The organism is Nocardia sp. NPDC056000 (genome assembly GCF_042269265.1).
Taxonomy (GTDB): Bacteria; Actinomycetota; Actinomycetes; order Mycobacteriales; family Mycobacteriaceae; genus Nocardia.
This window is the reverse complement of the sequence record NZ_JBHJXS010000003.1, coordinates 539,862-563,483: the sequence shown is the minus strand read 5'-3', so window position 1 is coordinate 563,483 and position 23,622 is coordinate 539,862. Positions and strand designations below refer to the sequence as shown.

At 65.4% G+C, this 23,622-nt stretch carries 23 protein-coding genes; 9 read left to right on the top strand and 14 right to left on the bottom strand.

All coding sequences use genetic code 11. The features are described from left to right. Positions 1-70 precede the first annotated feature (70 nt). The 5 genes from ACFC4D_RS11210 (at position 71) to ACFC4D_RS11190 (ending at position 4,492) form a co-directional block, all read left to right on the top strand. Entirely contained in the window at positions 71-1,279 is a 1,209-nt protein-coding gene (locus ACFC4D_RS11210) for an FAD-dependent monooxygenase (RefSeq protein ID WP_376062605.1), read from the top strand. 41 nt (positions 1,280-1,320) lie between these two features. Continuing rightward, on the top strand, positions 1,321-2,346 hold the full coding sequence (locus tag ACFC4D_RS11205; RefSeq protein WP_376062721.1) for a nucleoside hydrolase: 1,026 nt from the start codon (positions 1,321-1,323) through the stop codon (positions 2,344-2,346). Then, positions 2,343-3,218, top strand: coding sequence for an amidohydrolase family protein (locus tag ACFC4D_RS11200; RefSeq protein ID WP_376062604.1), 876 nt, complete (start codon positions 2,343-2,345; stop codon positions 3,216-3,218). The genes ACFC4D_RS11205 and ACFC4D_RS11200 overlap by 4 nt, the downstream gene beginning before the upstream one ends. A gap of 60 nt (positions 3,219-3,278) precedes the next feature. Next, positions 3,279-3,731 (top strand): nuclear transport factor 2 family protein, encoded by a 453-nt coding sequence (locus ACFC4D_RS11195; protein ID WP_376062603.1) that lies wholly within the window; start codon positions 3,279-3,281, stop codon positions 3,729-3,731. A gap of 113 nt (positions 3,732-3,844) precedes the next feature. Then, complete coding sequence (locus tag ACFC4D_RS11190) at positions 3,845-4,492, top strand: response regulator (RefSeq protein WP_375955859.1); 648 nt, start codon at positions 3,845-3,847, stop codon at positions 4,490-4,492. A 3-nt stretch (positions 4,493-4,495) separates the two neighbouring features. On the opposite strand, the gene ACFC4D_RS11185 is transcribed toward ACFC4D_RS11190, so the two are convergent. Next, on the bottom strand, positions 4,496-5,182 hold the full coding sequence (locus ACFC4D_RS11185; protein ID WP_376062602.1) for an alpha/beta fold hydrolase: 687 nt from the start codon (positions 5,180-5,182) through the stop codon (positions 4,496-4,498). A gap of 67 nt (positions 5,183-5,249) precedes the next feature. Then, a complete protein-coding gene (locus ACFC4D_RS11180; protein WP_375952422.1) occupies positions 5,250-6,731 on the bottom strand; it encodes an MFS transporter in 1,482 nt (493 codons plus the stop codon). Positions 6,732-6,970: 239 nt separating this feature from the next. Here ACFC4D_RS11180 and ACFC4D_RS11175 point away from each other — a divergent pair, with 239 nt between their 5' ends. Further along, entirely contained in the window at positions 6,971-7,369 is a 399-nt protein-coding gene (locus ACFC4D_RS11175) for a hypothetical protein (RefSeq protein ID WP_376062601.1), read from the top strand. Between the two features lie 9 nt (positions 7,370-7,378). Here ACFC4D_RS11175 and ACFC4D_RS11170 read toward each other — a convergent pair whose 3' ends face one another. Beyond that, complete coding sequence (locus tag ACFC4D_RS11170) at positions 7,379-8,551, bottom strand: SMI1/KNR4 family protein (RefSeq protein ID WP_376062600.1); 1,173 nt, start codon at positions 8,549-8,551, stop codon at positions 7,379-7,381. 254 nt (positions 8,552-8,805) lie between these two features. Between ACFC4D_RS11170 and ACFC4D_RS11165 the strand changes: the two genes are divergently transcribed. Continuing rightward, positions 8,806-9,318: a hypothetical protein gene (locus ACFC4D_RS11165; protein ID WP_364634950.1), complete on the top strand. Its 513-nt coding sequence runs from the start codon at positions 8,806-8,808 to the stop codon at positions 9,316-9,318. Here ACFC4D_RS11165 and ACFC4D_RS11160 read toward each other — a convergent pair. The 4 genes from ACFC4D_RS11160 to ACFC4D_RS11145 all read right to left on the bottom strand — a co-directional run bounded on the left by ACFC4D_RS11160 (position 9,283) and on the right by ACFC4D_RS11145 (position 13,571). Next, the gene (locus ACFC4D_RS11160; RefSeq protein ID WP_376062599.1) at positions 9,283-10,332 is read right to left on the bottom strand and encodes a methyltransferase; all 1,050 of its coding nucleotides are present in this window, start codon (positions 10,330-10,332) and stop codon (positions 9,283-9,285) included. The genes ACFC4D_RS11165 and ACFC4D_RS11160 overlap by 36 nt on opposite strands. Before the next feature lie 291 nt (positions 10,333-10,623). Continuing rightward, the gene (locus ACFC4D_RS11155) at positions 10,624-11,286 is read right to left on the bottom strand and encodes an HAD domain-containing protein (protein ID WP_376062598.1); all 663 of its coding nucleotides are present in this window, start codon (positions 11,284-11,286) and stop codon (positions 10,624-10,626) included. A 66-nt stretch (positions 11,287-11,352) separates the two neighbouring features. Continuing rightward, positions 11,353-12,237, bottom strand: coding sequence for a phosphotransferase enzyme family protein (locus ACFC4D_RS11150; RefSeq protein ID WP_376062597.1), 885 nt, complete (start codon positions 12,235-12,237; stop codon positions 11,353-11,355). Beyond that, positions 12,234-13,571 (bottom strand): helix-turn-helix transcriptional regulator, encoded by a 1,338-nt coding sequence (locus ACFC4D_RS11145; protein ID WP_376062596.1) that lies wholly within the window; start codon positions 13,569-13,571, stop codon positions 12,234-12,236. The genes ACFC4D_RS11150 and ACFC4D_RS11145 overlap by 4 nt, the downstream gene beginning before the upstream one ends. A gap of 299 nt (positions 13,572-13,870) precedes the next feature. Between ACFC4D_RS11145 and ACFC4D_RS11140 the strand changes: the two genes are divergently transcribed. After that, positions 13,871-14,233 carry a hypothetical protein gene (locus ACFC4D_RS11140; RefSeq protein ID WP_376062595.1) on the top strand — a complete coding sequence of 121 codons (363 nt, stop codon included), beginning with the start codon at positions 13,871-13,873 and terminating at the stop codon, positions 14,231-14,233. Here the strand turns inward: ACFC4D_RS11140 and ACFC4D_RS11135 are convergent. Next, on the bottom strand, positions 14,227-14,658 hold the full coding sequence (locus ACFC4D_RS11135) for a VOC family protein (RefSeq protein ID WP_376062594.1): 432 nt from the start codon (positions 14,656-14,658) through the stop codon (positions 14,227-14,229). The two genes, ACFC4D_RS11140 and ACFC4D_RS11135, sit on opposite strands and share 7 nt — an antisense overlap. Positions 14,659-14,762: 104 nt before the next feature. Here ACFC4D_RS11135 and ACFC4D_RS11130 point away from each other — a divergent pair, with 104 nt between their 5' ends. Beyond that, a complete protein-coding gene (locus ACFC4D_RS11130) occupies positions 14,763-15,749 on the top strand; it encodes a helix-turn-helix transcriptional regulator (RefSeq protein ID WP_376062593.1) in 987 nt (328 codons plus the stop codon). Positions 15,750-15,773: 24 nt separating this feature from the next. Here the strand turns inward: ACFC4D_RS11130 and ACFC4D_RS11125 are convergent, their stop codons facing one another. The 6 genes from ACFC4D_RS11125 to ACFC4D_RS11100 are packed head-to-tail and all read right to left on the bottom strand — an operon-like array spanning position 15,774 to position 23,515. After that, a complete protein-coding gene (locus ACFC4D_RS11125) occupies positions 15,774-17,306 on the bottom strand; it encodes a hypothetical protein (RefSeq protein ID WP_376062592.1) in 1,533 nt (510 codons plus the stop codon). 52 nt (positions 17,307-17,358) lie between these two features. Then, positions 17,359-17,754: a hypothetical protein gene (locus ACFC4D_RS11120; RefSeq protein ID WP_376062591.1), complete on the bottom strand. Its 396-nt coding sequence runs from the start codon at positions 17,752-17,754 to the stop codon at positions 17,359-17,361. 10 nt (positions 17,755-17,764) lie between these two features. Next, complete coding sequence (locus ACFC4D_RS11115; protein ID WP_376062590.1) at positions 17,765-18,265, bottom strand: GNAT family N-acetyltransferase; 501 nt, start codon at positions 18,263-18,265, stop codon at positions 17,765-17,767. 44 nt (positions 18,266-18,309) lie between these two features. Beyond that, positions 18,310-19,404, bottom strand: coding sequence for a methylmalonyl Co-A mutase-associated GTPase MeaB (meaB, locus tag ACFC4D_RS11110; RefSeq protein ID WP_375952464.1), 1,095 nt, complete (start codon positions 19,402-19,404; stop codon positions 18,310-18,312). Further along, positions 19,401-21,653, bottom strand: a complete 2,253-nt coding sequence (gene scpA / locus ACFC4D_RS11105) for a methylmalonyl-CoA mutase (protein ID WP_375952467.1) — start codon at positions 21,651-21,653, stop codon at positions 19,401-19,403. The genes meaB and scpA overlap by 4 nt, the downstream gene beginning before the upstream one ends. A 2-nt stretch (positions 21,654-21,655) precedes the next feature. Beyond that, on the bottom strand, positions 21,656-23,515 hold the full coding sequence (locus tag ACFC4D_RS11100; protein WP_376062589.1) for a methylmalonyl-CoA mutase family protein: 1,860 nt from the start codon (positions 23,513-23,515) through the stop codon (positions 21,656-21,658). Between the last annotated feature and the right edge of the window lie 107 nt (positions 23,516-23,622).

The window sequence follows — 23,622 nt, the reverse complement described above, 5'->3', positions numbered from 1 at the left end:
TAGACAAGCGTCTCAGGGTCTGTTAGACATATGTCTTAGACGGACGTACTTCACCACACCGGGAGTCACAATGAGCGCCACCACCAACCTCCGCATCCTCATCGCCGGCGGCGGCATCGCGGGCAATTCCGTTGCCCTGCAATTGCTTCGGGCCGGAATCGCGGTCACCATCGTCGAGCGCGCCGCTGCCCCGCGACCGGGCGGCCAGGCCGTCGACCTGCGCGGACCCTCCCGCGAGGTGGCCGAGCGCATGGGCTTGATGGAGGGCATTCGCAAGTACCTGCTGCACGAGAAGGGCATGCGGGTCGTCAACGCCGAGGGCGGCGACGTGTACCGCTGGTCCATGGAGATGTTCGACGGTAAGGGCCCGGTCGCCGATATCGAGATCAGCCGCGGCGATCTCAACGGTGTCCTGCTCACCGAACTCGCCGGTGTCGCAGGCGATCTCGACTATCGCTACGGCGAGTGGATCGAGACCATCGACCAGGACGCGGACGGTGTCACCGTCGGATTCCATTCCGGCGCGAGCGAACGGTACGACCTGGTGATCGGCGCGGACGGCGTGCACTCGCGCACCCGCAAACTGGTCTTCGGCCCCGAGGAGCAGTTCACCACGTTCCTCGGCGGATACATGTCCTTCTACACCGTCCCGACCCCGGCCGAGGCCGAGCAGGACTGGATGTCCATGCACGTGGTGCCGCGCGCCTCGATCGGCATCCGGCCCGATTTCGATCCGGCGACCGCCAAGGCCATCATCACCCTGCGCACCGACCAGAACCCGGCCCTGCGCGGCGATATCACGGCCCAGCGCAAGCTGATTCGCGACATGCTCACCGAGGCGGGCTGGCTGGCACCGCAGGTGCTGGCCGAACTGGAGCAGGCCACCGATTTCTACTTCGATGAACTGATTCGGGTGGATATGCCGACGCTGTCGGCGGGCCGGGTCACACTGCTGGGCGATTCGGCGTTCTGCGGTTCGCCGATGACCGGTATGGGCACGGCCATGGCCATTGTCGGCGCGTACCTGCTCGCCGGTGAAATCGCCGCCACGCCGGACGATCTCGCCGGTGCGCTGGCCCGGTACGAGGCGCAGGTGACGCCCTTCCTGGACAAGGCGAAGGAGCTGCCCGGCGGCGGTATCAAGATGATGCTGCCGACGTCCAAGTTCGGGCTCAAGGCGATGCAGCAGGTCGGCAAGCTCATGGCCACCCGGGCATTCCGTCCGGTCATGATGAAGATGCTCGATCAGACCGAGGACTACGTGCTGCCGACCTACTGAGCACGCGGGTCTAGGCTCGAACGGTGCGGCAGAAGATCATCATGGATAACGACACCGGTATCGATGATTCCCTGGGACTGCTCTACCTACTCGCCTCCCCCGAGGCCGAGATCATCGGAATCGCCTCCAGCGCGGGCAATGTGCCCGCGCCCCGGGTGGCGGCCAATAATCTCGCGCTCCTCGACCTGTGCCGGGCGCCCGAGCTGGAAGTCGCGCTCGGCGCGGCGGAACCGCTGGCGATTCCGCTGCGCACCACCGAGGACACACACGGGCCGCAGGGTGTGGGGTACGCGGAGCTACCGGTGTCAGAGCGCAGGCTCTCGGATCGGACCGCGGCGCACATGTGGGTCGATCTGGTGCGGGAGCATCCGGGTGAGGTGGTCGGACTGTGCACCGGTCCGCTGACCAATCTCGCGCTGGCGCTGCGCATCGAACCCGAACTCCCCCGGCTGTTGCGACGGCTGGTGATCATGGGCGGGGCGTTCAACCATCCCGGCAACACCACACCCACCAATGAGTGGAATGTGCACGTGGATCCGGAGGCCGCCAAGGAGGTCTTCGACGCCTTCTCGGCCGCGCCCGCGGATCGGCGGCCGATCGTGTGCGCCCTGGATATCACCGAGACCATCGAGATGCGGCCCAAACATCTTGCGCTGCTTGCCGAACGGGCCGGGAGCACCCCGGTGGAGCTGGTGCGCGAGAGCGATCCGCCGGAACAGCGGTCGGCGGCGAGCAATCCGCTGGTGCGGTTCCTGACCGATGCGATCCGGTTCTACTTCGATTTTCACAAGCTCTACGACCAGGGTTATCTGGCGCATATGCATGATCCGTTCGCGGCCGCCGTCGCATTGGACACCGCACTCGCGGTCACCAAGCCCGCGATCGTCGATGTCGAACTGGCGGGGACCATCACCCGCGCCACCACCGTCGCGGACTGGGCGGGGATGTGGGAGCGGGAACCCAACGCGGACATCGTGATCGGGACCGATCCGGAGCAGTTCTTCGAACGGCTGATCAGCCGGGTCGGGGATTACGCGCGCACGGTGTATCCGGAGGTGTCCGCGTGAACGATGCGTTCGTGACCGGCTTCCGGGAGCGACTGGGCCTGTCCTCGATCATCGACGTGCACACGCATTTCATGCCCGAACAGGTGCTGCGCAAGGTGTGGGGGTATTTCGACACCGCCGGGCCGCTGCTCGGACATCGCGAATGGCCGATCACCTATCGCGATGAGGAGCAGGTGCGGCTCAAGACGTTGCGCGGGTTCGGGGTCAGCGCGTTCACCTCGCTGGTGTATCCGCATCGGCCGGATATGGCGGCCTGGCTCAATGAATGGTCTGCGGATTTCGCCGCGCGGACCCCGGATTGCCTGCACACCGCGACGTTCTACCCCGAACACGGGGCGGACAGCTATGTGGAGGCGGCGCTGGACGCGGGGGCGCGGATTTTCAAGGTGCACGTGCAGGTCGGTCATTTCCATCCCGGTGATCCGCTGCTCAATCAGGTGTGGGGCATGCTGGAGGATTCCGGGACACCGATCGTCATCCACTGCGGATCCGGGCCCGCCGCCGGGGAATTCACCGGTCCGGAGCCGATTGCCGAACTGCTGCGGCGGTTTCCGCGGCTGCGGCTGGTGATCGCGCATATGGGCGCACCCGAGTACAGCGAATTCCTGGATCTGGCACAGGCTTACGACGAAGTGCTGTTCGACACCACCATGAACTTCACCGACTTCTTCGAAGCGGCCGATCCGTTTGCGGTGCATGAGCGGCCACGACTGCTGGACCTGGGCGATCGCATTCTGTTCGGTAGTGATTTCCCGAATATCCCGTACACGTACGGGCATGCGCTGGAGTCGCTCGAGCGGCTCGAACTCGGCGACGAGTGGCTGCGGCTCGTGTGCCATGACAATGCCGCACGCGTATTCGGGCTCGACTAGCGAACGTTCGACGCCGGATTCCAGCGATCCCGACCGACCGGTCGCCTACGCTCGCAAGGTATGAGCACCGCCGCTGACATCAATGCCGTGACCAATCTGATCGCCCGGTACGCCGAGTTGATCGATGCCGGAGATTTCGCCGGCGCGGGTGCGTTGTTCGCGGACGGCGTGTTCATCGGCAGCGGGGCGTCGGTGCGCGGCAGTGCGGCCGTCGAGCGGATGTTCGGCGCCATGGTGATTCGCTACGAGGACGGCACCCCGCGCACGCACCATGCCACCAGCAATATCGCCATCGACTTCGACGAGGCGACGGACACCGCGATCGCGCGTTCGTATTTCACCGTCTTCCAGGCTGTTTCGGACTTCCCATTGCAGCCGGTGGTGGCGGGGAACTACCGCGATCGCTTCGAGCGGCAGGACGGGCGGTGGCGATTCGCCGAACGCCAGGTCCGAATCACGCTCACGGGCGACCTCAGCCGTCATTTGCGGATGCCTGCCGCTGTCCGAGACTGACGGTCCGGCCACACAATTCGGGCATTCCGGCTCGATTAAGGGACTTTGGGCCATCCCCGGACGTCGTGCGCGAGGCTATGTTGATCGCAGGACCCCGAGAGATGGGACGGGCCATGATCAATGTGTTTCTGGTCGACGATCATGAGATCGTGCGACGCGGACTGATCGATCTGCTCGAAGGGGATCCCGAACTGACCGTCGTCGGCGAGGCGGGTGATGTGGCGCAGGCACTGGCCCGGATTCCCGCCCTGCGGCCCGATGTCGCGGTGCTCGATGTGCGACTACCCGACGGCAATGGCATCGAACTGTGCCGGGAACTGCTGGACAAACTCGATGATCTGCGCTGCCTCATCCTGACCTCGTTCACCGATGAGCAGGCCATGATGGACGCGATTCTGGCCGGGGCCAGCGGCTATGTGGTCAAGGACATCAAGGGAATGGAATTGGCCCGCGCCATAAAGGAAGTCGGTGCGGGGCGCTCACTGCTGGACAATCGCGCGGCCGCCGCGCTGATGGAGCGATTGCGCCGCAGCACCCAACCGGACGGCCCGCTGGCAGGACTCACCGATCAGGAGCGCCGACTGCTGGACCTGCTGGGCGACGGACTCACCAACCGGCAGATCGCCGAGCGCATGTTCCTGGCGGAGAAGACCGTGAAGAACTATGTGTCGCGACTGCTCGCCAAACTCGGTATGGAGCGGCGCACCCAGGCCGCAGTACTGGCCTCCCGATTGCGATCGGGTGCGCCGCACTCGAAGTGAGCGTCAGAGCCACTCCCGCGCGGCGTTCAGGAAGGCCGGGTAGTCGTCGTGGTGGATGACGTGGCCCGCACCCGGCACGGTGTGCACGTGGAAACCCTTGGCGGTCAATTCGACTGCCTGATCGGGGGTCACCACATTGCTGGGGTCGGCGAGCAGCAGCAGGGTGCGAGCCGACGGCGGAGCCGGAGTGAATCCGGTCAGCGCCGGGATGATTTCCAGGGTCGCCTCATCCCACAACGCCAGTGATTCGAGCTTGTTCACATGCGCTTCGGGGGTGAATCGCGGTGCGGCGCTTCGGACATCGTCCAGCGTCCAATGCTTCTGCGCACGGAATGCCTCGGCGATGGACGGATGTCCCGGGCCCCAGGCGGGATCGATGTAGATGACGCGCTCCGGTTTGATCTCCTCCACCGCGGTCGCAAGCAACAGCCCACCGAGCGAATGGCCGATCGCGAGTTCGGGCGGGTGCGGGATGCTGTCGGCGAGGGCGCGGGCCAGGGATTCGACCGAATAACCCGCGGCGCGTGCGCTTTTGCCGTGACCGGGCAGGTCGGGGGCGATGACGTGGTATCCGCGCTCGGCGAGTTCGGGACCGAGCCGGAGCCACGTGGTCGAATCGGTGGTGATGCCGTGTACGAGCAGGGCGATGCGGTCGCCCGCGCCCCATTCTCGCGTGTACAGGTCGGTCATACGGCCAGCCTAGCGAGATTGTTCAATAGTTGACCAACTATCGAATCATGCTGAGCAGAAAGGCGATTCAGCCCTCGTGCGCGGATTCCTGCGCCGCCTGACCTTCGGCGATATCGGCCGGTGTGAAGCGCATACCCAGTACTACCAGGCCGGTGGCGGCCGCGATACCGGCCGAGCAGAGGAAGGCGACGCCGTAACCCATGGCCAGGGCGTGCAATTGGGCATCCGATGCCACTGCGGCCGGATCGGTGGTGCCGCCCTCGGCGCGCACCCGGGTGGCGACTGCCGCGCCGACCGCCACCAAACCCAGTGCGCCGCCGAGACTCTGGGCAACCTGTGCCAGGGCGGTTAGCGGGCCGATATCGGCGGGGCGGACACCGGCGATCGAGGAGAGGGTTAGTGGGATCACCGCGAAACCGAATCCGAAACCGATGATGACTGCTGCCAGGACGATGACCGGGAAGTACGCGGGGTCGGTGTCCACGATCGTCGAGGCGTAGACGCAGCCGGTGAGGATGACCGCGCCCGCGATGATCACCAGCCAGCGCGGTTGCACGCGCAGCACCAGGCGCGAGGAGAGCGTCGCGCCTACGGCGAGGGATACGGCGAAGGGCAGCACGGCCATTCCGCTCTGCAATGGCGAATAGCGCAGTACGCCTTGCAGGAACATGGAGATGAAGACGGACAGGCACATCATGATCGCGCCGGACAGGCCGATGGCGATGAGTGCGGCGACGCGATTCGGGTTGTGGAACAGGCTGAATGGCAGTAGCGGATTGGGGGCGCGGCGTTCGACCATCACGAAGGCGGTGAGCAGGACGACCGCGACGATCGCCGGGATGTACACCAGCGGCCGGGTGACGCCGTTGCCTGCCTCGTTCAACGCGAAGACCGCGAGGGTGACGCCGCCGGTGGCCAGTATCGCGCCGGGGACATCGAGGGCGGTGCGCTCGCCGACCGATTCGCGCAGGCATACCAGTGCGCCCACGGTGACCAGCACACCGATCGGGACATTGATGAGAAAGACCAGCCGCCAGGAGATCTCGGTGAGCACACCGCCCGCGATGAGACCCGCCACCGAGCCGACGCCGGTGAGCGCGGCGAAAACCGCGAATGCCTGACTGCGCGCCTTACCGGGTGCGTAGGTGGTGGCGACAAGCGCCATTGACGTCGGAGCGGCGATCGCGGCCGCCATTCCCTGCAATGCTCGCGCGCCCACCAGAACCGCTGGGTCCCAGGCGATTCCGCACAGCAGCGAACTCAGCGTGAACATGGCGACGCCGAAGGTGAACACCCTTTTGCGCCCGAAGGTGTCCCCCAGTCGCCCGCACAGCAGCATCAGCCCGCCCAGTGCCAGCACATACGCGGTGACGATCCAACTGCCGCCCGCCTCGGACAAGCCGAGCGCCTGCCGAATATTGGGCAGTGCCAGCGCGACGACCGTTCCGTCCAGCACCACCAGCAGTTGTAGCCCGCCGAGCACGAATATGGGTGCGCCCCATACCCGTTCCTGTCCGATGGTCGCGGGCCCGGCCGCGGAGACGATCATGGGAGCCGACCCTACCCAGCGCGGGTCGGCGACGGCAGTGCCTGCGCGGGGTTCGTCCTGCATCCCGAGGGGGTCGTCGCACAGCCTGCGGCATTCGCCGTACGGCCCCGCCTACCCCGCAGGGGTCCTTCGCACAGCCTGTGCGGGTAGCCGAATCCACCCCTGGGGTGCGTAGTTGCCGCGGCGTGCCGGTCGCAGACTCGATGCAACGATCACGTCGAGGGAAAGCGAACCCGATCATGCTGGCAATTGTGCTTCCCGCACTGGTACTGCTGCCGATACTCGCGGTGCTCGCGGTATGGGTGCGGCGGGTGCGCAGTGGCGAATACCGGCGGCTGTGGCGGCCTTTCGAGACCGCGCTGCGGACCGGGGAGCGTCCGGCGTCCATCGCGCCCGCGGCATGGGCGGAATTCGTGGCCGCGCGCCGTACCGGGCATCGGCGCGCGATTTTCATTCTGGGTCCGGCGGTGCTGGTCTACGTGGTTTTCGTGGTCGCGAGCGGTGCGCTGCCCGCCGGGATTCCGCATCTGACCGCGGTGTCCGCCCTGATGTTCTATCTCGGCTACCGCCTGACCCGAATCGAGCGGCTGGCAATCGATTCCGTCGCGCCGGGGCATACCGCACCGCTCGCGGACTGATGATCGGTCTCAGTCGGCGCGGATTCGGGTCTGCCACCACAGGCTGTCGCAGGCTTTGAGCAGATGTTCGCGGATCGTGCCCGCGGCGGTGGTGTGGCCATCGCGCGGACCGGCGACGGTGGAGTCGTCGAGCAGGGAGCGCACGAAGCCGTCGCGGGTGTCGACGCCGAACGGGCGGACACCCAGGATCGCGAAGGGTACTGCGGGAATTCGGCCGATTCGCTGCAGGACCGGAGCCTTGGGTTCGGGGTCCGGATGGCCGCCCGCGCGCATGCCGTGCAATAGCATGCGGAACGCCTCATCCTCGGATTCCTGTGCGGCGACGAGTATTTCGCGCCAGCGGCCGCCGTCGAGCAGCTGGCCGGTGGACAGCACTTCGCCCAGGCCCCACGGTGAGGAGATCATGCCGTCGGTGATCGAGAGCAGTTCGCGGTGCTCGGGGTGCAGTGCGCCCGCGACGGCGCTGTCGAGTTCATCCAATTCCGCGTCGGAAGCGCCCATCTCGAGCACGACCGGATGTTCCGGGAAGGCCAGTGCGGATAGTTCGGCGATCTTGGCGACGATATCGGCCATCGAGGGCGGGTCCTTGCGGATATCGCGGCCCCAGGTGTCGGAATGCGGTCCGAGTTCGGCGGAGTCGGCGAAGGCGCGCAGCTGGGGTAGTTCATAGGACAGGTACGAGTACAGGTCCGGCCAGATGGTGTCCGATCCGATGTCGAGCGGGAAGACGCCACCGGCCGGGCCGCCCGGTGTGTCCTGGAGCAGCAGGTACAGATGTGAGGCGTAGCCGTTGTCGTTATCACCGATGGATTGGCAGACGGCCGGATCGTCGGGAATGCCGAGGTCCGCGGCCAGGACGCCCGAGCTGTTCTCCATGAAGATCTGCAGGGTCTCCTCGGCCGCGAACCAGCGGTCGCCGGTGCCGAGGTCGTCGGTGCCGAGTAGTCCGGAGCCGAGGAAGTATTCGTCCCAGCCATTGGCTACGGTCAGGAATTCGCGGTAGTGCGGATCGAGCGGGTGGCCGAGTCGTTCCTCCGCGGCGCGCAGTTCGGCTGCTGTCGCACCGGGTTTCGGCAGCGTCAATGGCCGGTAGAGGTCGTCGGCCGCGGCTAATCGGCGGCGCTGTTCGATCAGCTGGTCGATCAGTTCTCGCCATGCCTGCTGTCCCACGGGTGTCGCCATGACACTCCCTCCCGCCGACCCGTATCAGTGAGCTATTTCGTAGCTATCGTAATTGGCGGTCGGCGGTCTTGCGCGTTGAGCGCAGACCCGGGCGATATGTCCGAGTCTGAGGGTTTGGACTGAATTTGGCCGAGGCCGCCCACCGATGAGTCCATCCGGTTGACTGATCGGTAAGGTCGAGAATCGCGCGATGTCGCCGGTCGCCCGGCTGACACTGTGCGCGACAGATGTTTTCGACGATGAAGGATGAGCAGTTGACGTTTTCGAAGAGTGGACGCATCGCGATCGGCGCACTCGCCCTGGTTTCGGTGCTCGGACTGTCCGCGTGCGGCAGCGGCGACAAGCATGAAGGCAAGCACGCGGCCACCACCACCGCCGCGTCGAAGGCGACCACCGCCGCCGCTCAGACCAACTACCCGCCGGTGCCGACCGCCGATGACCTCAACGCCGCATTCCAGAAGGTCGTCGACCCGAGCACCCCCAATGAGGCCAAGCTCGAACTGATGCAGGGCGTCTCCTCGGACCCGTCCCTCCCGCAGCGCCTGAGCGACGTCTACACCCAGAACAACGTCTCGGTGAAGGTCACCAACGTGACCGACCTCGGCAACGGCACCCTCACCGCCGACGTGCAGCTGGCCCTCAACGGCGGCACTCCGCAGAACGCGGTCGTCCCGTTCATCGCCGAAGACGGCAAGTGGAAGGTCCAGAAGGAATGGATCTGCAACATGCTCTCACTCGGCAACCAGACCTCCCCCGCCTGCAGCTGATTCGGGAGTCGCATCCACCGGCCGGGGTGTCTGTTCGAGATACCCGGTCGGCTGGAATTCCAGCGCGGTACGGCCATCGGCCGCCTGCACCACCGCGCGGCAAGTGAGACCGCAATCGGCGGCCATTCGGGTCAGCTCGTCGATGCTGCGCTCGCGACCGGCGAAGCACATCAGCATGAACAGGTTGATCGCGGTATTCGCGCCTGCGCCGCGGATTGGTTCCAGTACCACGACAACACCATTCGGTCCGGCCGCACGAGCGCATTCGGTGAGGATGGCGCGAGCGTGTGTGTCGTCCCAGTCGTGCAGGATGTCGGACAGAATGTAGGCATCTGCCCCTTCGGGCAACGGTTCGAAGAAGTTGCCCGATATGACCGTGGCACGGTCGGTTAGCCCTGCGGCCGTTAAGGTTTCGATGGCTGTCGCCGCTGTCGGTGCCAAATCCAAGAGCTGTCCCCGCACGCCGGGATGCGCTCGGAGAATTGCCGAGAGCAAGGTTCCGTCACCGCCGCCCACGTCCAGGATGTGGGTGAAGCGACTCCAGTCGAAACGTTCGGCGATCTGGCCTGCCAATGTCCGGAATCGCCATGTCATCTGAGCGTCGAACGATTTCCGCAACGCGGGCTCGGCGTCCAGATCCGCCCAGAAGGATCGGCCGTACCGCTGCGGATACGCGGGCGCACCGGTGACTATCGTTCCCAGCAGTTCGACGAACGCCAATTCGGCTCGGCCACCGGCACTGTTGATATCCAGCAGAATCTTGAATCCTTCGGGAGCATCGGCCCGCATCTGATCGCCGAGACGCGTGGCTCGATAGCGACCCGACTGCCGATCGAAGTCGAAGACGCCGACGGTGACCAGGTGGTCGAGCAGCGGTTCGAGGGTAGGCACGAAAGTTCCTGAGCGAGCGGCCAGTTCAGCCACGCTCGCCCCTTCATCACCCGCCAGTTCCGCCAGATCGAGTGTTGCGGCGACCCGAACGGCCATCGGGGTGGCGAGATCGGCCAAAGCCATTATCGAAGGCGAATTCTCCGGCGCATTCACCCCCGAACTCTAACCACCTGTAATGCGGGCGGCCTCTTCCGCGATCTGCCCATGACCGCATTGGGGAGAGTGATGGTAGCGAAAAGTTCAGCACCGCAAGGCCGTCGGCGATTGAACTGGTTCAAAATCATCCGCCACACCGCCGGCGTAATCGCCGCCCTCACCCTGTTCATCGCCGGCCTCCTGGCAATGAAGGCAACCCCGGTCCCGTCCCCCACCACAAATCCGCCTGTAGTACAGCTCCCCGCGATCTCGGAGCCCCTACTCCCGAAGTGGCTGGAACCCTCCCCCACCTGACCCCTCCGCCATCACCCCCGCACACCACTCCCCGAGCACACCGAAATCACACCGCCGCAACCCCACCCGCGCATCCACCCGATACAACAACGCCCGCCCACCACAGTTCTCCGCCACCCACTCCACATCCCGCTCACCGATCTCATCATCAACCCAAATGAACGGTCTCCCCCGGGCCCACTCCACCAATGTCCGCGTCTTCCAATGCAACCCGAACCATTCATCAATCCCGTCCCCAGCGTCCTCCGGCCACTCGACAACCCCCAGCGCCCCCAACCCCAGCCGAGGACTGATGACCTCATTGGCCTCATGCATCCAGGTCGTGGCCCACACCAATTCACAAGGAAGCGCCTCGAGCAGCGGCCTAACACCCGGATCCAGCCGCGCCACAAGCGGATTCCCGAAATCGTCACTCTCCCCCACCGGCCCGGCGAACGGTATCAACGGCCCATCGACATCCAGAAAGACCAGCGGGCGGTACCGAGCCTCCGTCACATTCGCAGCGTAGCCGGTTCTCGGCCGATGGCCGACCTTCCAAACCAGCGGGATTGCTTGCGACTGTTCACGAAACGCCCCGGGATGCGCATCGGAATCAATGAACGACTTGATGCATTCCTCACTGACCACGAAACGTCGGCCTAGTACGGAGAGCTATAAGAACGACGGCTCGGAGTGGAACGGCAAACCATCAACTCAAAGCGCTTGCCACGTCCAGGGTTTCGGCACCAGTCCGCGAAGGCACGCTATCCGGTGCGACGCTTCGGCCGCAGCTGTCGAGCTCGCATCCGACCGGCTGACCGCGAAAGCGACCCATCGGAGCTCTTGGATATCCGCGAGTACCCGATAGCCCGCCCACCGGGTGATGTCGTAGCCGCCATAGGCGTCAACAAAGCTCTGATACTCGTCGTCGGTGATCCGTTGGAAGTCGGTGTAGTCGGCCGCCAGCTGAACGAGATCCCATTCACGCCATCCCACGGATACGCTGTCGAGGTCGAGCACTGTGGGATCACCGGCGCGGGGTACCACGAGATTTCCCTGCCAGGCGTCGCCGTGGATGACACACGGCGGCAACGGATTCCCTAGTTCGTCGTAACGTTGACGCAGCCGTAGGTACTGCGCCGAAAGCCATGCACGGTCGTCCTCATCGATCTTGGCTGCGGACTCGAGACGTTCTCGCAAGCCATCGAATGGCGCATAACTCGGAAGCTGGAATTCAGTTGGGGGTATCAACGTGTGCAACTCCCGGAGCACGCCACCCAACTCTCGAGGTGTGGATGGCCTATGGTCCGGTATCAGAGTCCACCAGGTCACAGGTCGGCCGTCCACGACGGTAGGCTGCGGAATCGATTCCACCGCACACACGGTCGTGATGCCATTTCGGTTGAGCCACTGCGAGATAAGCAGTTCCCGCTCGGCCGCCCCGAAGCTGCCCGGCTTGCCGATTCGTGCCACGATCCCGTTGGGTAACTCGAAGATCGCGTGGGAACCTTCTCGGATTTTCACCGCATCATGGATGTCGACATCAACGAGGGCCGCCGCTCGGCCCAACACATCGGCGGACGTGACCTGCCGGCTCACGAGGACACCCCGTGTTGCTGGCGGTTGTCGGTGAGCACCCCGTAGAGCTCGTTCACCTCAGGGATGTCGAGATGCTTGATGGATGCCCGGGCCAGCGCCTGCAATTCGTCGCGAATGCGTTGGGAATGAAGCTTTTTCGCTTGCCGCACAGCTTGTATTCCGAGGCCGGCCGCTTCCCGCGGATCGCCAATGCGCATGGTCAACATGGCCAGTCGTGTCAGCGAGAAGGTTTGGGACCGAGGATAGCTTCTGGATTGACGCCGGATGGCTTGGGCGATTCGAGGTGCGGCCAGCTCCTTCCGATTTCGCGCCAATGCAACCGGAATGAGAGCTTTTCCGGTGCTGCCCAGGTGCTCGGCTTCGTCGTAGTAGCACATCCAGGGTGCGTTTTCGCCGGGCGCACTGTCGGCGAAATAGTCGTCCGCGCGCGCTACCTCGTCCAATGTCTCGTCGGTACGACCCAGCACGGCCAAGAACTGCGCGCGTAGTGTGCTGAGCATCGCGCGCGTAGTAGCTGAGAGTCGGTCGGAGCGAACCTGTGCGAGTTCGATGAGGGACAGGGCATTGTCAGCGCCGCTGGTATAGGCCGACATTCGAGCCATGTCGGCGAGCACACTCGCCCGCAGTTCCCACGACCCTGCGGAGTCCGCACACCACAGGGCGAAGCGCGAGTGCTGTTCCGCGGTTACGAAGTCCGCGATATCAAACGCGGCAAACGCCGCGACGCTACTCAAGTTGCCGACAGCCTCGAACATCGCCCGACGCGTTTCGGGTGCGGTCTTTCCTCGCACGAGCGGCGCGAACGAGTACAGCTGCTGGCTTGCGATGGAATTGGCCGATCCACCTCCGTGCAGATTCTCCGTGTTCGCTGCGCGACGGGTGGCCTCTCGCACTTGTTCGACATCGGACCACGTGACAATTCCAGTGCGCCAGGGTTCTGGTGCGTATCGAGCGGGAACAGCCTCCAGATCGAAGGGGCTGAACACGTTGGCGGTGAGCGTCTTACCGGGCTCAACCGAACCATCGAGCGAACCCGTGTCGATACCCTGTCTGGTCTGCCGATCACTATCCGCCTGGGCCCGCAGGGCAACAAGGGTTCCGGCCGCTCCGAGGGCGCTGTCGATCGCCGCGACAATCTCATGTGAAGGAAGGCTGGAATCCTCCCACTCGGTCATGGTGACGTACTGGCGTGAGTAACCGATCCTTGATGCCAGTACGCGCTGCGAGATGTCCGCTTCTTTTCGGAGGCGTTTGATTTCGCGCGCCAACTGATCGGCTACCGATATCGGTTGCCCAGCAAGCTCGATCGTCGAGTCACCTTCACCCCTCACCATGGGTTCATTCTGGTCTACGGCAGTGGTGTGGCAAGTCCGCTTTCCGCGTGACTTGCCACCTTTCTTGCCCGCCGAGCGCCACGGTTTGCTCGTCGTGAACGACGCCGCGCACAGTGCGGCTCACACCGAGCAATGACGGAGTACTGATGAACCGCGGCAGCAGGGTCTTCAGATTCCCAGGCGGCGCATTCGAGCTCCGGACAGGAGTGGCGCCTGAGGACTGTCCGGGGTTCTACCTAGAGTTTTCCAAGTTCGACGAGGGTACCGACGACCGCTGGCCAACGCGAGAAGGGGCTGAAATGGACTATAAGCCAACATGTTTGGGCTATATCCGGACCGATGTGTCAGGAATGGCGCAACAGTGGGACCAGAGTCAGATCCGTAAGCTCGCCACACGCCTGGGGTACGACTTCGCCGATATGGTCATCTACGACCCGAGGTTCGGGCGGCCGCCGTTGGCGCGGCTGAGAGCTCAGGTGACCCGCTTGGATGCTGAAGCGGTGATTATCCCGAGCCTCGAACATTTGGAGCGTGGGGAGATTCCCGAGTCCCTGGTGCGGCAACTCGACGTGATCACCGTGAGCCCGGAAGCAACCTACGCCCGGCGAACAATGCCGCCACTGCCGTCAGGATCCGAACTCCCTGGGACGGAACGTCATTGAACAGACTGTGGTGTTGAGGAGGCAGCGACTCGAGCGAACTTCGCGACGGCTTGCTCGGTGATCGGGGTGAAGAGGTTGATCAGGTTGCCGTCGGGGTCGCGGAGGAGGAGGGAGCGGTTGCCCCAGGGCATTGTGGTGGGTTCGTTGACGAAATCGGTGAAGGTCTCGTGTAGGCGCGTGTAGGCGGCGTCTACGTCGGGGACCAGGAATTCGATGATCGCGGTTCGGTTGTCGGCTGGGCGGGCGCTGTTGGGGGCGAACAATGCGACGGTGCGGGTGGTGCCGATCGCCAGGGTGCCTGCCGGGGTGACGAATTCGGCGAAGTCCGGGGTGCTCCATGCGGCTTCGATGCCGGTCAGATGCTGGTAGAAGGCGACCATTCGCTGGATGTCATCGGTGATCAGTCGGATGGAAACGAGGTTCATCGTGTACTCCTCAGCTGGGATATGGGCGGCGGTTGCGCCGTCGAATGCCACGGTAGGAGCTATACCGGACAGTTTCCGCCCGGTATTGATGAGAGAATTTCCCGATGACGCGTCCTACCGCCCGAGTGCTCGCGCTGCTGGAGCTGTTGCAGACCGGCGGCACCCACACCGTCGGCGAGCTCGCCGGGCGGCTCGGCGTGGATGAACGCACCGTCAGGCGATACATCACCCATCTGACCGACCTGGATATCCCCATTCGATCGCTGCGCGGCCGCTACGGCGGCTACCAGCTCGCGCCCGGATATCGAATGCCACCGCTGATGCTGACCGATGACGAAGCGGTGGCCGTTCTGCTCGGGCTGCTCACCAGCCGCAACGGATCAACAGTCGCGCACGCGGTCGACAGCGCCACCGCAAAACTTCGCCGCGTCCTGCCCGCACGCCTGACCACCCGCTTGGAAGCGCTGATCCATACCGCCGAATTCACCGCCGCCGACCACCCCGAAGTCACCGTGGCGACCGCCGTTCTCCTCCGCGTCGCCGAGGCAACGCGCGAACACCGAACGCTCGCAATCACATACACCGACCGCAACGGGCGGCACAGCGAGCGAACCGTGCACCCTTACGGGCTGGTCGCACACTCCGACCGCTGGTACCTGACCGGCAGGGACAGTCGCAGTGATGAGGTGCGCCAGTTCCGGCTCGACCGCATCACCACCGCCACCGTGCTATCCGAAACCTTCACTCCCCCGGAAGAATTCGAGCCGAGCGCCCATCTACTGGCCGCCCTTGCGACAACGCCCTACCGGCATGAGGTATCGGTCCGCGTCCAGGGCACGGCCGCCCAGATCCGCTCGCTCATTCCGGAAGCGATCGCGACCCTGCATGACATCAACTCATCGCGCACCGATCCCGAACCGTGGGTGCGAGTGCGCATTCAAGCCGAACAACTCGAATGGATTCCCCCGCTCCTGGCTGGCCTGAACCGCCCATTCGTTATCGAGCACCCCGCCGAACTCAACGATGCCGTGCGCGCCCTCGCGAATCGGCTCACCGCAGCCGCCGATGGCCGCACCGAATCACCGAGGTAGTGAACCGAGTTCAGGGCTGGATCGTCAGCGGTTCAGGTTCGCCAGAGCACGTGCTACATGAAGGTTGTCGACATCCTGAAGATCGTTCACGGCGGCCGGTCGCACACCTGAGCTGCGGCACGCATCGAGTAGTCGGATGTGCACCGCCCAGGTCAGCAGTGGCGGTTCGGAAAGCAAGGGCAGTAGCGGTTCGACGCGGTCGCCGAGGAGGGTGACCGCCTCGGCGCGGATGCCCTCCCGAAGATCGTCGCGCGCCAACTCGATCAGACGGTCTTCGAGGTCGCCGGGTGGGGTGTGTGCGGCGCAGGCGACCAGCGTCTCCTGTCCACGGGTACCGGCCACCTCACCGGAGGCGATCAGATCCCATGTGAGCGTAGCGATCTCGTGCGAACGCGGCACGAATCGGAAGTTGAAAACCGCTGATTGCCGTACCCCCTCATCTGGATCATGAGCCAGTGCGAGCAACGAATCCACCTCGTACCAGCTCGACAATGCCCAGCAGCACAGCGCGCGCACCTGCGGGTCCGGATGGCCGGAGAGAAACGCGGCGAGGCCACGGCGGTCGCCGTCAGGCATGGCATCCCAGCCATTGCCGATGACGCGCCTTCGCATGACGGCCAGTTTCGGCTCCCACGGACCGTCCGGATCGGAGTACAGGGTGATCAGCTCCGACGCCGATGGAATTGGGAACCGCGACCGCAGTGGACCGGATTGCCTAGGCGCGGCGTCGATTTCGGTAGCGGCCCCGAGTTCGGGCGCGCCGAGCAGATCGGCGACCGGCGCGAGCCATTCACCGATGTGTGATCGCTCATCCTCGAAGTCGCTGAGCAATCCGGCAGCGGCGATGCGTGCTTCCGTCGCTCGCGCGTCATCGCCCCGGGCCAGGTCGTGTAGCAGCCGCAACGTGGCCCTGCTGCTGTAGTACCGCAGCGAATCGATTGCGGCACACGAGACATCGGCCGAGCTGTCGTTCGCCGCAACCCGGTGCAACCCAGGTTCAGCCGCTACCGGCTCATCCCATCCCAGCTGATAGGCGGCCGTCCGCCGCACCGCCGGGTCGGGGTTATCCAAAGCGGCGATCTTGAATCGCTGCCAGTGTGGTTCCTCGAACGTGGACCCGATTCCGACCAGCGCGTCCCGGTGCAGCGGATGGCGTGGATCGCTCAGAACCGGTTCGAGCAGATCCGCCTCGCGGCGTGTGGCCTGCCGCAGCACACAGCCGCGAACCAGGTCATCGCCGGTATCCCACCAGTTCCGCAGTCCCGGGCCCGCCGGAAAGATGTCAGAGCCCTCCAACGCCCACAGCGCGGCGCGGCGCACTTCGTCCGGCCGGTCGCGGTCACGCACAATTTCGGTCAGCGGCCCCACCGCACGGGGATCGGCGAGCCGTTGGAGCGCGTAACCGATCTGCTCCCGCTCCGCTTCTCCGACACCACGATCGTTCAGCATTCGAATCAATTCGAACGTCGCCGACCGATCCTGCTCCTCGGTAATCCGATCCAACTCCGCCAGCATCCGCACCGCCACATCCTTGCCGAGGCACTGCGCGGCTTCCACCGAGATTTCTCCGATGGAATCGCTTCCCTGACGCCGACGAAGTCCGGCGGTCTTATCCCTTCGTGCTGCCCGGCGCGCGGAGCAGCCAGCGCCAACGCGGAAGTTCGGCAACCACGGTGGCGCATGCCAGCACGGTCACGAGGACGGCGACCCACGGGTACCAGGCGATCCAAGCGCTGACCACTGCGGCGACGAGTTGGAGGACAACCAGGGCGATCGTCACGATGCCCGGAACCGGCAGGAGGGTCTGCTTCTTGTCCCCGGGTGTGGAGAACGCGGTTGGCAGGCCGATGAGCACAATCACCGAAAGAACCGCCAGCACTACCGAATGTTCGGCCAGAGCCCAAGGGGTTGCGATCCAGGCGATGAGTTCGGTGGTGAAGCGGAGGACCGAGGGGATGCGGCCGCGGTCGGTGAGGTTGGGCGAGACGGTTGCGGGGTCGAGCATGGCGGTCAGCTTAGGTGGGAAGCCAGGTGTATTCGAGTTCGGTGAGGGTGAAGCCCTGGGGGAAGTGGGCGGGGCGGCGGTCGGTGCGTTTGCCGCCGTGCCGTTCGTAGAACGCTATGGCCGGGGTGTTGGCTTCGAGGACTTCGAGGTAGAGGGTGCGGCCGGGGTGTTCGGTGCTGACCCAGGTTTGGGCGTGGGCCAGGAGGCGGGTGCCGGTGCCCGAGCGTTTGAGGGTGGGGCGGACGTGGAGGTTGTCCAGGAGGATGCGGCCGTCGGATTGTGGTGTGAGGTAGACGAATCCAGTCAAGGTGGCCGCGTCCGTGGCGACGAATAGGGCCGCGCCGGGGGTGGGGGTGGTCAGGCGGTGCTGCCACAGGGCCAGTCGTTCTTCGTAGAGCGGCCCGTTGAGGTAGTCGGCGGGCATGATGTCCGCGTAGGCGGTGCGCCAGCTCTCGGTGTGGAGGGTGGCGACCGCCTCGGCGTCGGCGAGAGTGCCGAGGGTGATGGTCATCGGCGCTCATTCGTGATGGTCATCGGCACTCCCGGTGCTGGTCATCAGTGCTCGTCGAAAGCTCGGAGGAGTTCTTCGGCGGCCAGTGCCGGGGTCAGCGAACCCGCGCGGACCTGCGATTCGACCTGGGCGCGAACGGATTTGACGTTCGGGTTGTCGGACAGGCGGCGCAGCAGGCTGTCGTTGACCATGGTCCAGGTCCAGTCGATTTGCTGGCGGCGGCGCTTCTCGGCGAATTCGCCCGCCTCGGTGAGGACCTTGCGGTGGGTCAGGACGGTGTCCCAGAACTTGTCCAGGCCAACGCCGTTCAGGCCGCTCATGGTGATTACCGGTGGGTGCCACAGGGAATCGCGGGGGTGGATGAGGCGCATGGCCCCGGCCAGTTCACGGGCGGCGGCCTTGGCTTCGAGTTCGTGTTTGCCGTCGGCCTTGTTGACCGCCACCAGGTCGGCCAGCTCCAGGACGCCCTTTTTGATGCCCTGCAACTGATCTCCGGTGCGAGCCAGGGTGAGGAAGCAGAAGACGTCGACCATATTGGCGACCGTCACCTCGGACTGGCCCACACCGACCGTCTCGACCAAAATCACGTCGTAGCCCGCCGCCTCCAGCAGCACGATCGTCTCGCGGGTCGCCTTGGCGACACCGCCGAGCGTGCCCGCGGTGGGCGACGGACGGATGAATGCGTTGCGCTCCACCGAAAGTCGCGCCATCCGAGTCTTATCGCCCAGGATCGAACCGCCGGTGCGGGTCGAGGACGGATCCACCGCCAGCACCGCCACCCGATGCCCCTGCTCGATCAGCGACATGCCCAGCGAGTCGATGAACGTCGACTTACCCACGCCCGGAACACCGGTGATACCAACACGATTGGATACCACCGCATCCGTCGCGGGCGTCAGGCGCAGCAGCAGCTGCTGCGCCAGTTCACGATGATCACTCCGGGTGGATTCGACGAGGGTGATGGCGCGCGCCAACCCGGCCCGCTCCCCCGCCCGCACCTGCTCCGCGAGCTGATCGACATCGACGGCCCGCTTCACACCGCGCGCCGCGGCCTGGGGCCCGCCCGCTGCGCGGACCCCGGCGGTGGTGCCCAGCCGCGGGTGAGGGTCACCCGCGGCCGCACGCACGGCGTCGCTCATTCGGCCGCGCCGGTGCCGATCTCATGGCCCAGTGAATCGGCCAATTTCTTGATCAGATCGATTGCGGCGTCGGCGATTACGGTGCCCGGCGCGAAGATCGCCGCCGCACCGGCCTCATACAGCTCGGCGAAGTCGCCGGGCGGGATGACGCCGCCGACCACGACCATGATGTCGGACCGGCCGACATCGGCCAGCGCCTGCCGCAGGGCGGGCACCAGCGTGAGATGGCCCGCCGCGAGCGAGGAGACGCCGACAATGTGCACGTCATTGTCGGCGGCCTGCTGGGCCACCTCTTCGGGGGTCTGGAACAGCGGGCCCACATCGACGTCCATGCCGAGGTCGGCGAACGCGGTGGCGATCACCTTCTGACCGCGGTCGTGCCCGTCCTGACCCATCTTGCAGACCAGGATGCGGGGACGGCGGCCCTCGGCCTCGGCGAACTCGTCGACGAGCTCAATCGCCTTACTGATGTTCGACACCTTGCCGGCCTCCTCGCGGTAAACACCGGAGAGCGTGCGGATTTCGGCCTGATGGCGGCCGTACACCTTCTCCAGCGCGTCGGAGATCTCACCGACGGTGGCCTTGGCGCGCGCCGCCGCGATCGCCAGCGCCATCAGGTTGTTCTCCATACCGCCCTCGGAAGAGGCTGCGGCACGGGTCAATTCGGCCAGCGCACGTTCACATTCGGCGGTATCGCGCTCGGCGCGCAGGCGCACCAGCTTCTCGTTCTGCTCGGCGCGCACGCGCGAGTTCTCGACCTTGAGGACCTCGATCTCCTGGTCCTCTTCGGCCTGGTACTTGTTCACGCCGATGACGGCCTGCTGGCCCGTATCGATGCGCGCCTGGGTACGGGCCGCGGCCTCTTCGATGCGCAGCTTCGGAATGCCTTCCGAAATCGCCTGCGCCATACCGCCGTGCGCCTCCACCTCGGCGATATGCGCCCGCGCGCGCTCGGCGAGCTGATGGGTCAGCCACTCCACGTAGTACGAGCCGCCCCACGGGTCGATCGGCCGCGTGGTGTTGGACTCCTGCTGGATCAGCAGCTGGGTATTGCGCGCGATACGAGCGGAGAAGTCCGTCGGCAGCGCCAGCGCCTCATCGAGTGCGTTGGTGTGCAACGACTGGGTGTGCCCCTGGGTGGCGGCCATGGCCTCGACACAGGTGCGCGCCACATTGTTGAACACGTCCTGCGCGGTGAGCGACCAGCCCGAGGTCTGCGAATGCGTGCGCAGTGACAGCGATTTCGCGCTCTTGGGCTCGAACTTGGCGACCAGCTCACTCCAGAGCAGCCGTCCCGCACGGAGTTTGGCGACCTCCATGAAGAAGTTCATGCCGATGGCCCAGAAGAACGACAGGCGCGGCGCGAACTTGTCGACCTCCATACCGGCTTCGATACCGGCCCGGATGTACTCCACGCCGTCGGCGAGGGTGTACGCCAGCTCCAGATCGGCCGTGGCCCCGGCTTCCTGAATGTGGTAGCCGGAGATGGAGATCGAGTTGAACTTGGGCATCTTGGCCGAGGTGTAGGCGAAGATATCGGAGATGATCCGCATCGACGGCTTCGGCGGATAGATGTAGGTGTTGCGGACCATGAACTCTTTCAGAATGTCGTTCTGAATGGTTCCGGCCAGCTGTTCGGGCTTGACGCCCTGCTCCTCGGCGGCAACGACGTACAGCGCCAGAATCGGCAGCACCGCGCCGTTCATGGTCATCGACACCGAAACCTGGTCCAGCGGAATCTGATCGAACAGTTCCCGCATATCCAGGATGGAGTCGATGGCCACACCGGCCATACCGACGTCACCGGTCACGCGCGGGTGATCGGAGTCGTACCCGCGGTGCGTGGCCAGGTCGAACGCGACCGACAGACCCTTCTGACCCGAGGCCAGGTTGCGGCGGTAGAAGGCGTTCGAGTCGGCGGCGGTGGAGAAGCCCGCGTACTGGCGAATCGTCCACGGCTGATTCACGTACATGGTCGGGTACGGACCGCGCAGGAACGGCGCGATACCCGGTACCGAGTCCAGCGGATACCCCTCGGCCACAATGGCATCGCGGTCCGCCTTGGTGAATACCGGTGGCACGTCGATGCCTTCGGGCGTCGCCCAGGTGAGCTGTTCGGGCGCATAGTGATTGGCGGCCGCGGCCGCGGCCACGAACTCCTCGACCTGCGCGGCCTCCACGGGGGCGCTATCGGGCTCCCCGAGCGGAACCTCGGCGAAATTGCCGATCAGATGCTTGATATCGCTCATCTCTATGCTCCCAGCTTCTCCAGCAGGCCGGACAGCGCCGTCACCGCATCCATCCGCGCCGTCAGGAATCCGTCCGGACGCTGTGCGCCGGTCAGGTCGGCCACCGCTTTCTCGGCTCCGGCCAGCAGCACGGTGGTGACACCGGCCGCGCGCAGGGCGTCGACCGCGGCGGCGGCATCGGTGCCGTAGCGCGGGTCCGAACCACACAGCACCGCGACCGAGACACCGGATTCGGTTGCCGCCGCGCCGATTCCGTCCGCGCTCAGCACGCCCGGGTTGATCGGTTCGATACCGCCCGAGGCCAGTACGTTCGCGCTGAAGGTGACGCGCACATTGTTCTCCGATACCGGGCCCAGCGGTACGAGCAGGGCCTTGGGCCGTGCGCCGTTCGCCGCCAGGTAGGCATCGGAGCGGTTGCGCAGCGCCTCGAAGGCCGCGCCGTAGCGGGCGATCGGGCTGGCCGCGCGCGCCGCCTCGGACAGCGGCTCCTCGTTCAGGTTCGGGAATTCATTGACGCCGGTGACGGCCGTCTTGCGGTGTGCCACATCGGAATCGCGCTCGGCGCGGGTCGCCTCGATGCGTTCGGCGAGCAGGCCCGCCTGCAATGCGGCGAGGTATCCGCCCGCGGCCTCGATCTCCTGCATGAACTCCCATGCCTTGGCGGCGAGTTCATCGGTGAGCGATTCGACGTACCAGGAGCCCGCGCCCGGGTCCTGCACATGTCCGAGATGCGATTCCTCGAGCAGCAGCAGCTGGGTGTTGCGCGCCATGCGCTCGGTGAATGCCTGCGAGACACGGAGTTCCCCGGCGGGCAGCGCGTCGTCGAAGGGCAGCACGGTGACGATATCCGCGCCGCCGACGCCCGCGCCGAACGCGGCGAGGGTGGTGCGCAGCATGTTCACCCAGGGATCACGCTGGGTCATCATGGCGGCGGAGGTGACGGCCTGCTGCGGGGCATTGCCGTAGTCGGGCGCGCCGACAACCTGCGCCACGCGCGCCCAAAGACGGCGGGCCGCACGGAATTTGGCGATGGACTCGAACTGGTCGTCGGTGGCCGCGAAGCGGAATCCGAGCTGATCCAGCGCATCGGCGATATCCGCGCCCGCATCGGTGAGCGCGCGCAGGTATTCGAGTCCGGCCGCCACGGCCGCACCGAGCTCCTGCGCGGCGGAAGCGCCCGCATTGTGGAATGCGATGCCGCATACGGTGATCGCGCGAATATTCTCCGGCCGCGCCACCGCCTGCTGCGCCAGGGTGATGGCCCCGTCCAGATCGATGGCGGAGGAACCGGCGAACAGGCTGGTCAGCGGAGTAGCGCCGAGCGAGACCTGAATTCCGGTGCGATCGGCCACTTCATAGCCGTCGAGCACCGAGAACAGTTGCGCCGCAGCCTCGGCGGCGGCCGGACCGGCGTCCAACGCGAGGGGTGCGAGCTCGAACAGCAGTCCGTTGAGCGCGGCGGGAATCTCCGCCACCGGAACACCGCGGTCCGCGACACCGAGCCATACCGCACTCACGCCGTTTTCCAGCGCGTCGAGTATCTGCCGGTTTACAGTGGCCCCGTCGGATCCCCCGAAGCGCTGGCTGACGAACCAGCCGCGATGCACATCGCGTGTGGCGTCACCGCCGCGCACGAACGGGAAGGCGCCCGGCAACGGCTGCTCGGGCAGCTCATCGCGACGGGTGTAGAGGGGGTTGACGGTAAGACCGTCATAGGTGGTGACCGCGAGCAGCTTCTCCGGCTCTTCCGGGAGTTCCGAGGCCTCGACCCTGCGGGCCTTGGCCAGCACTCCGGCAACACCCTTGCGCCAGGCGGCGTACCCGGGCACCGGATCGGTGTCCGGGTCTGAAGCAATCGGCATAGCTGCTGTTCCTTCTTCCACTCACTGACCAAACGACCGGTTTGTAATGCATCCGCACTGCTCAGAGGTCATTTCGGTTAACGAGCATTCCTCGTCTTTCCCCTGAT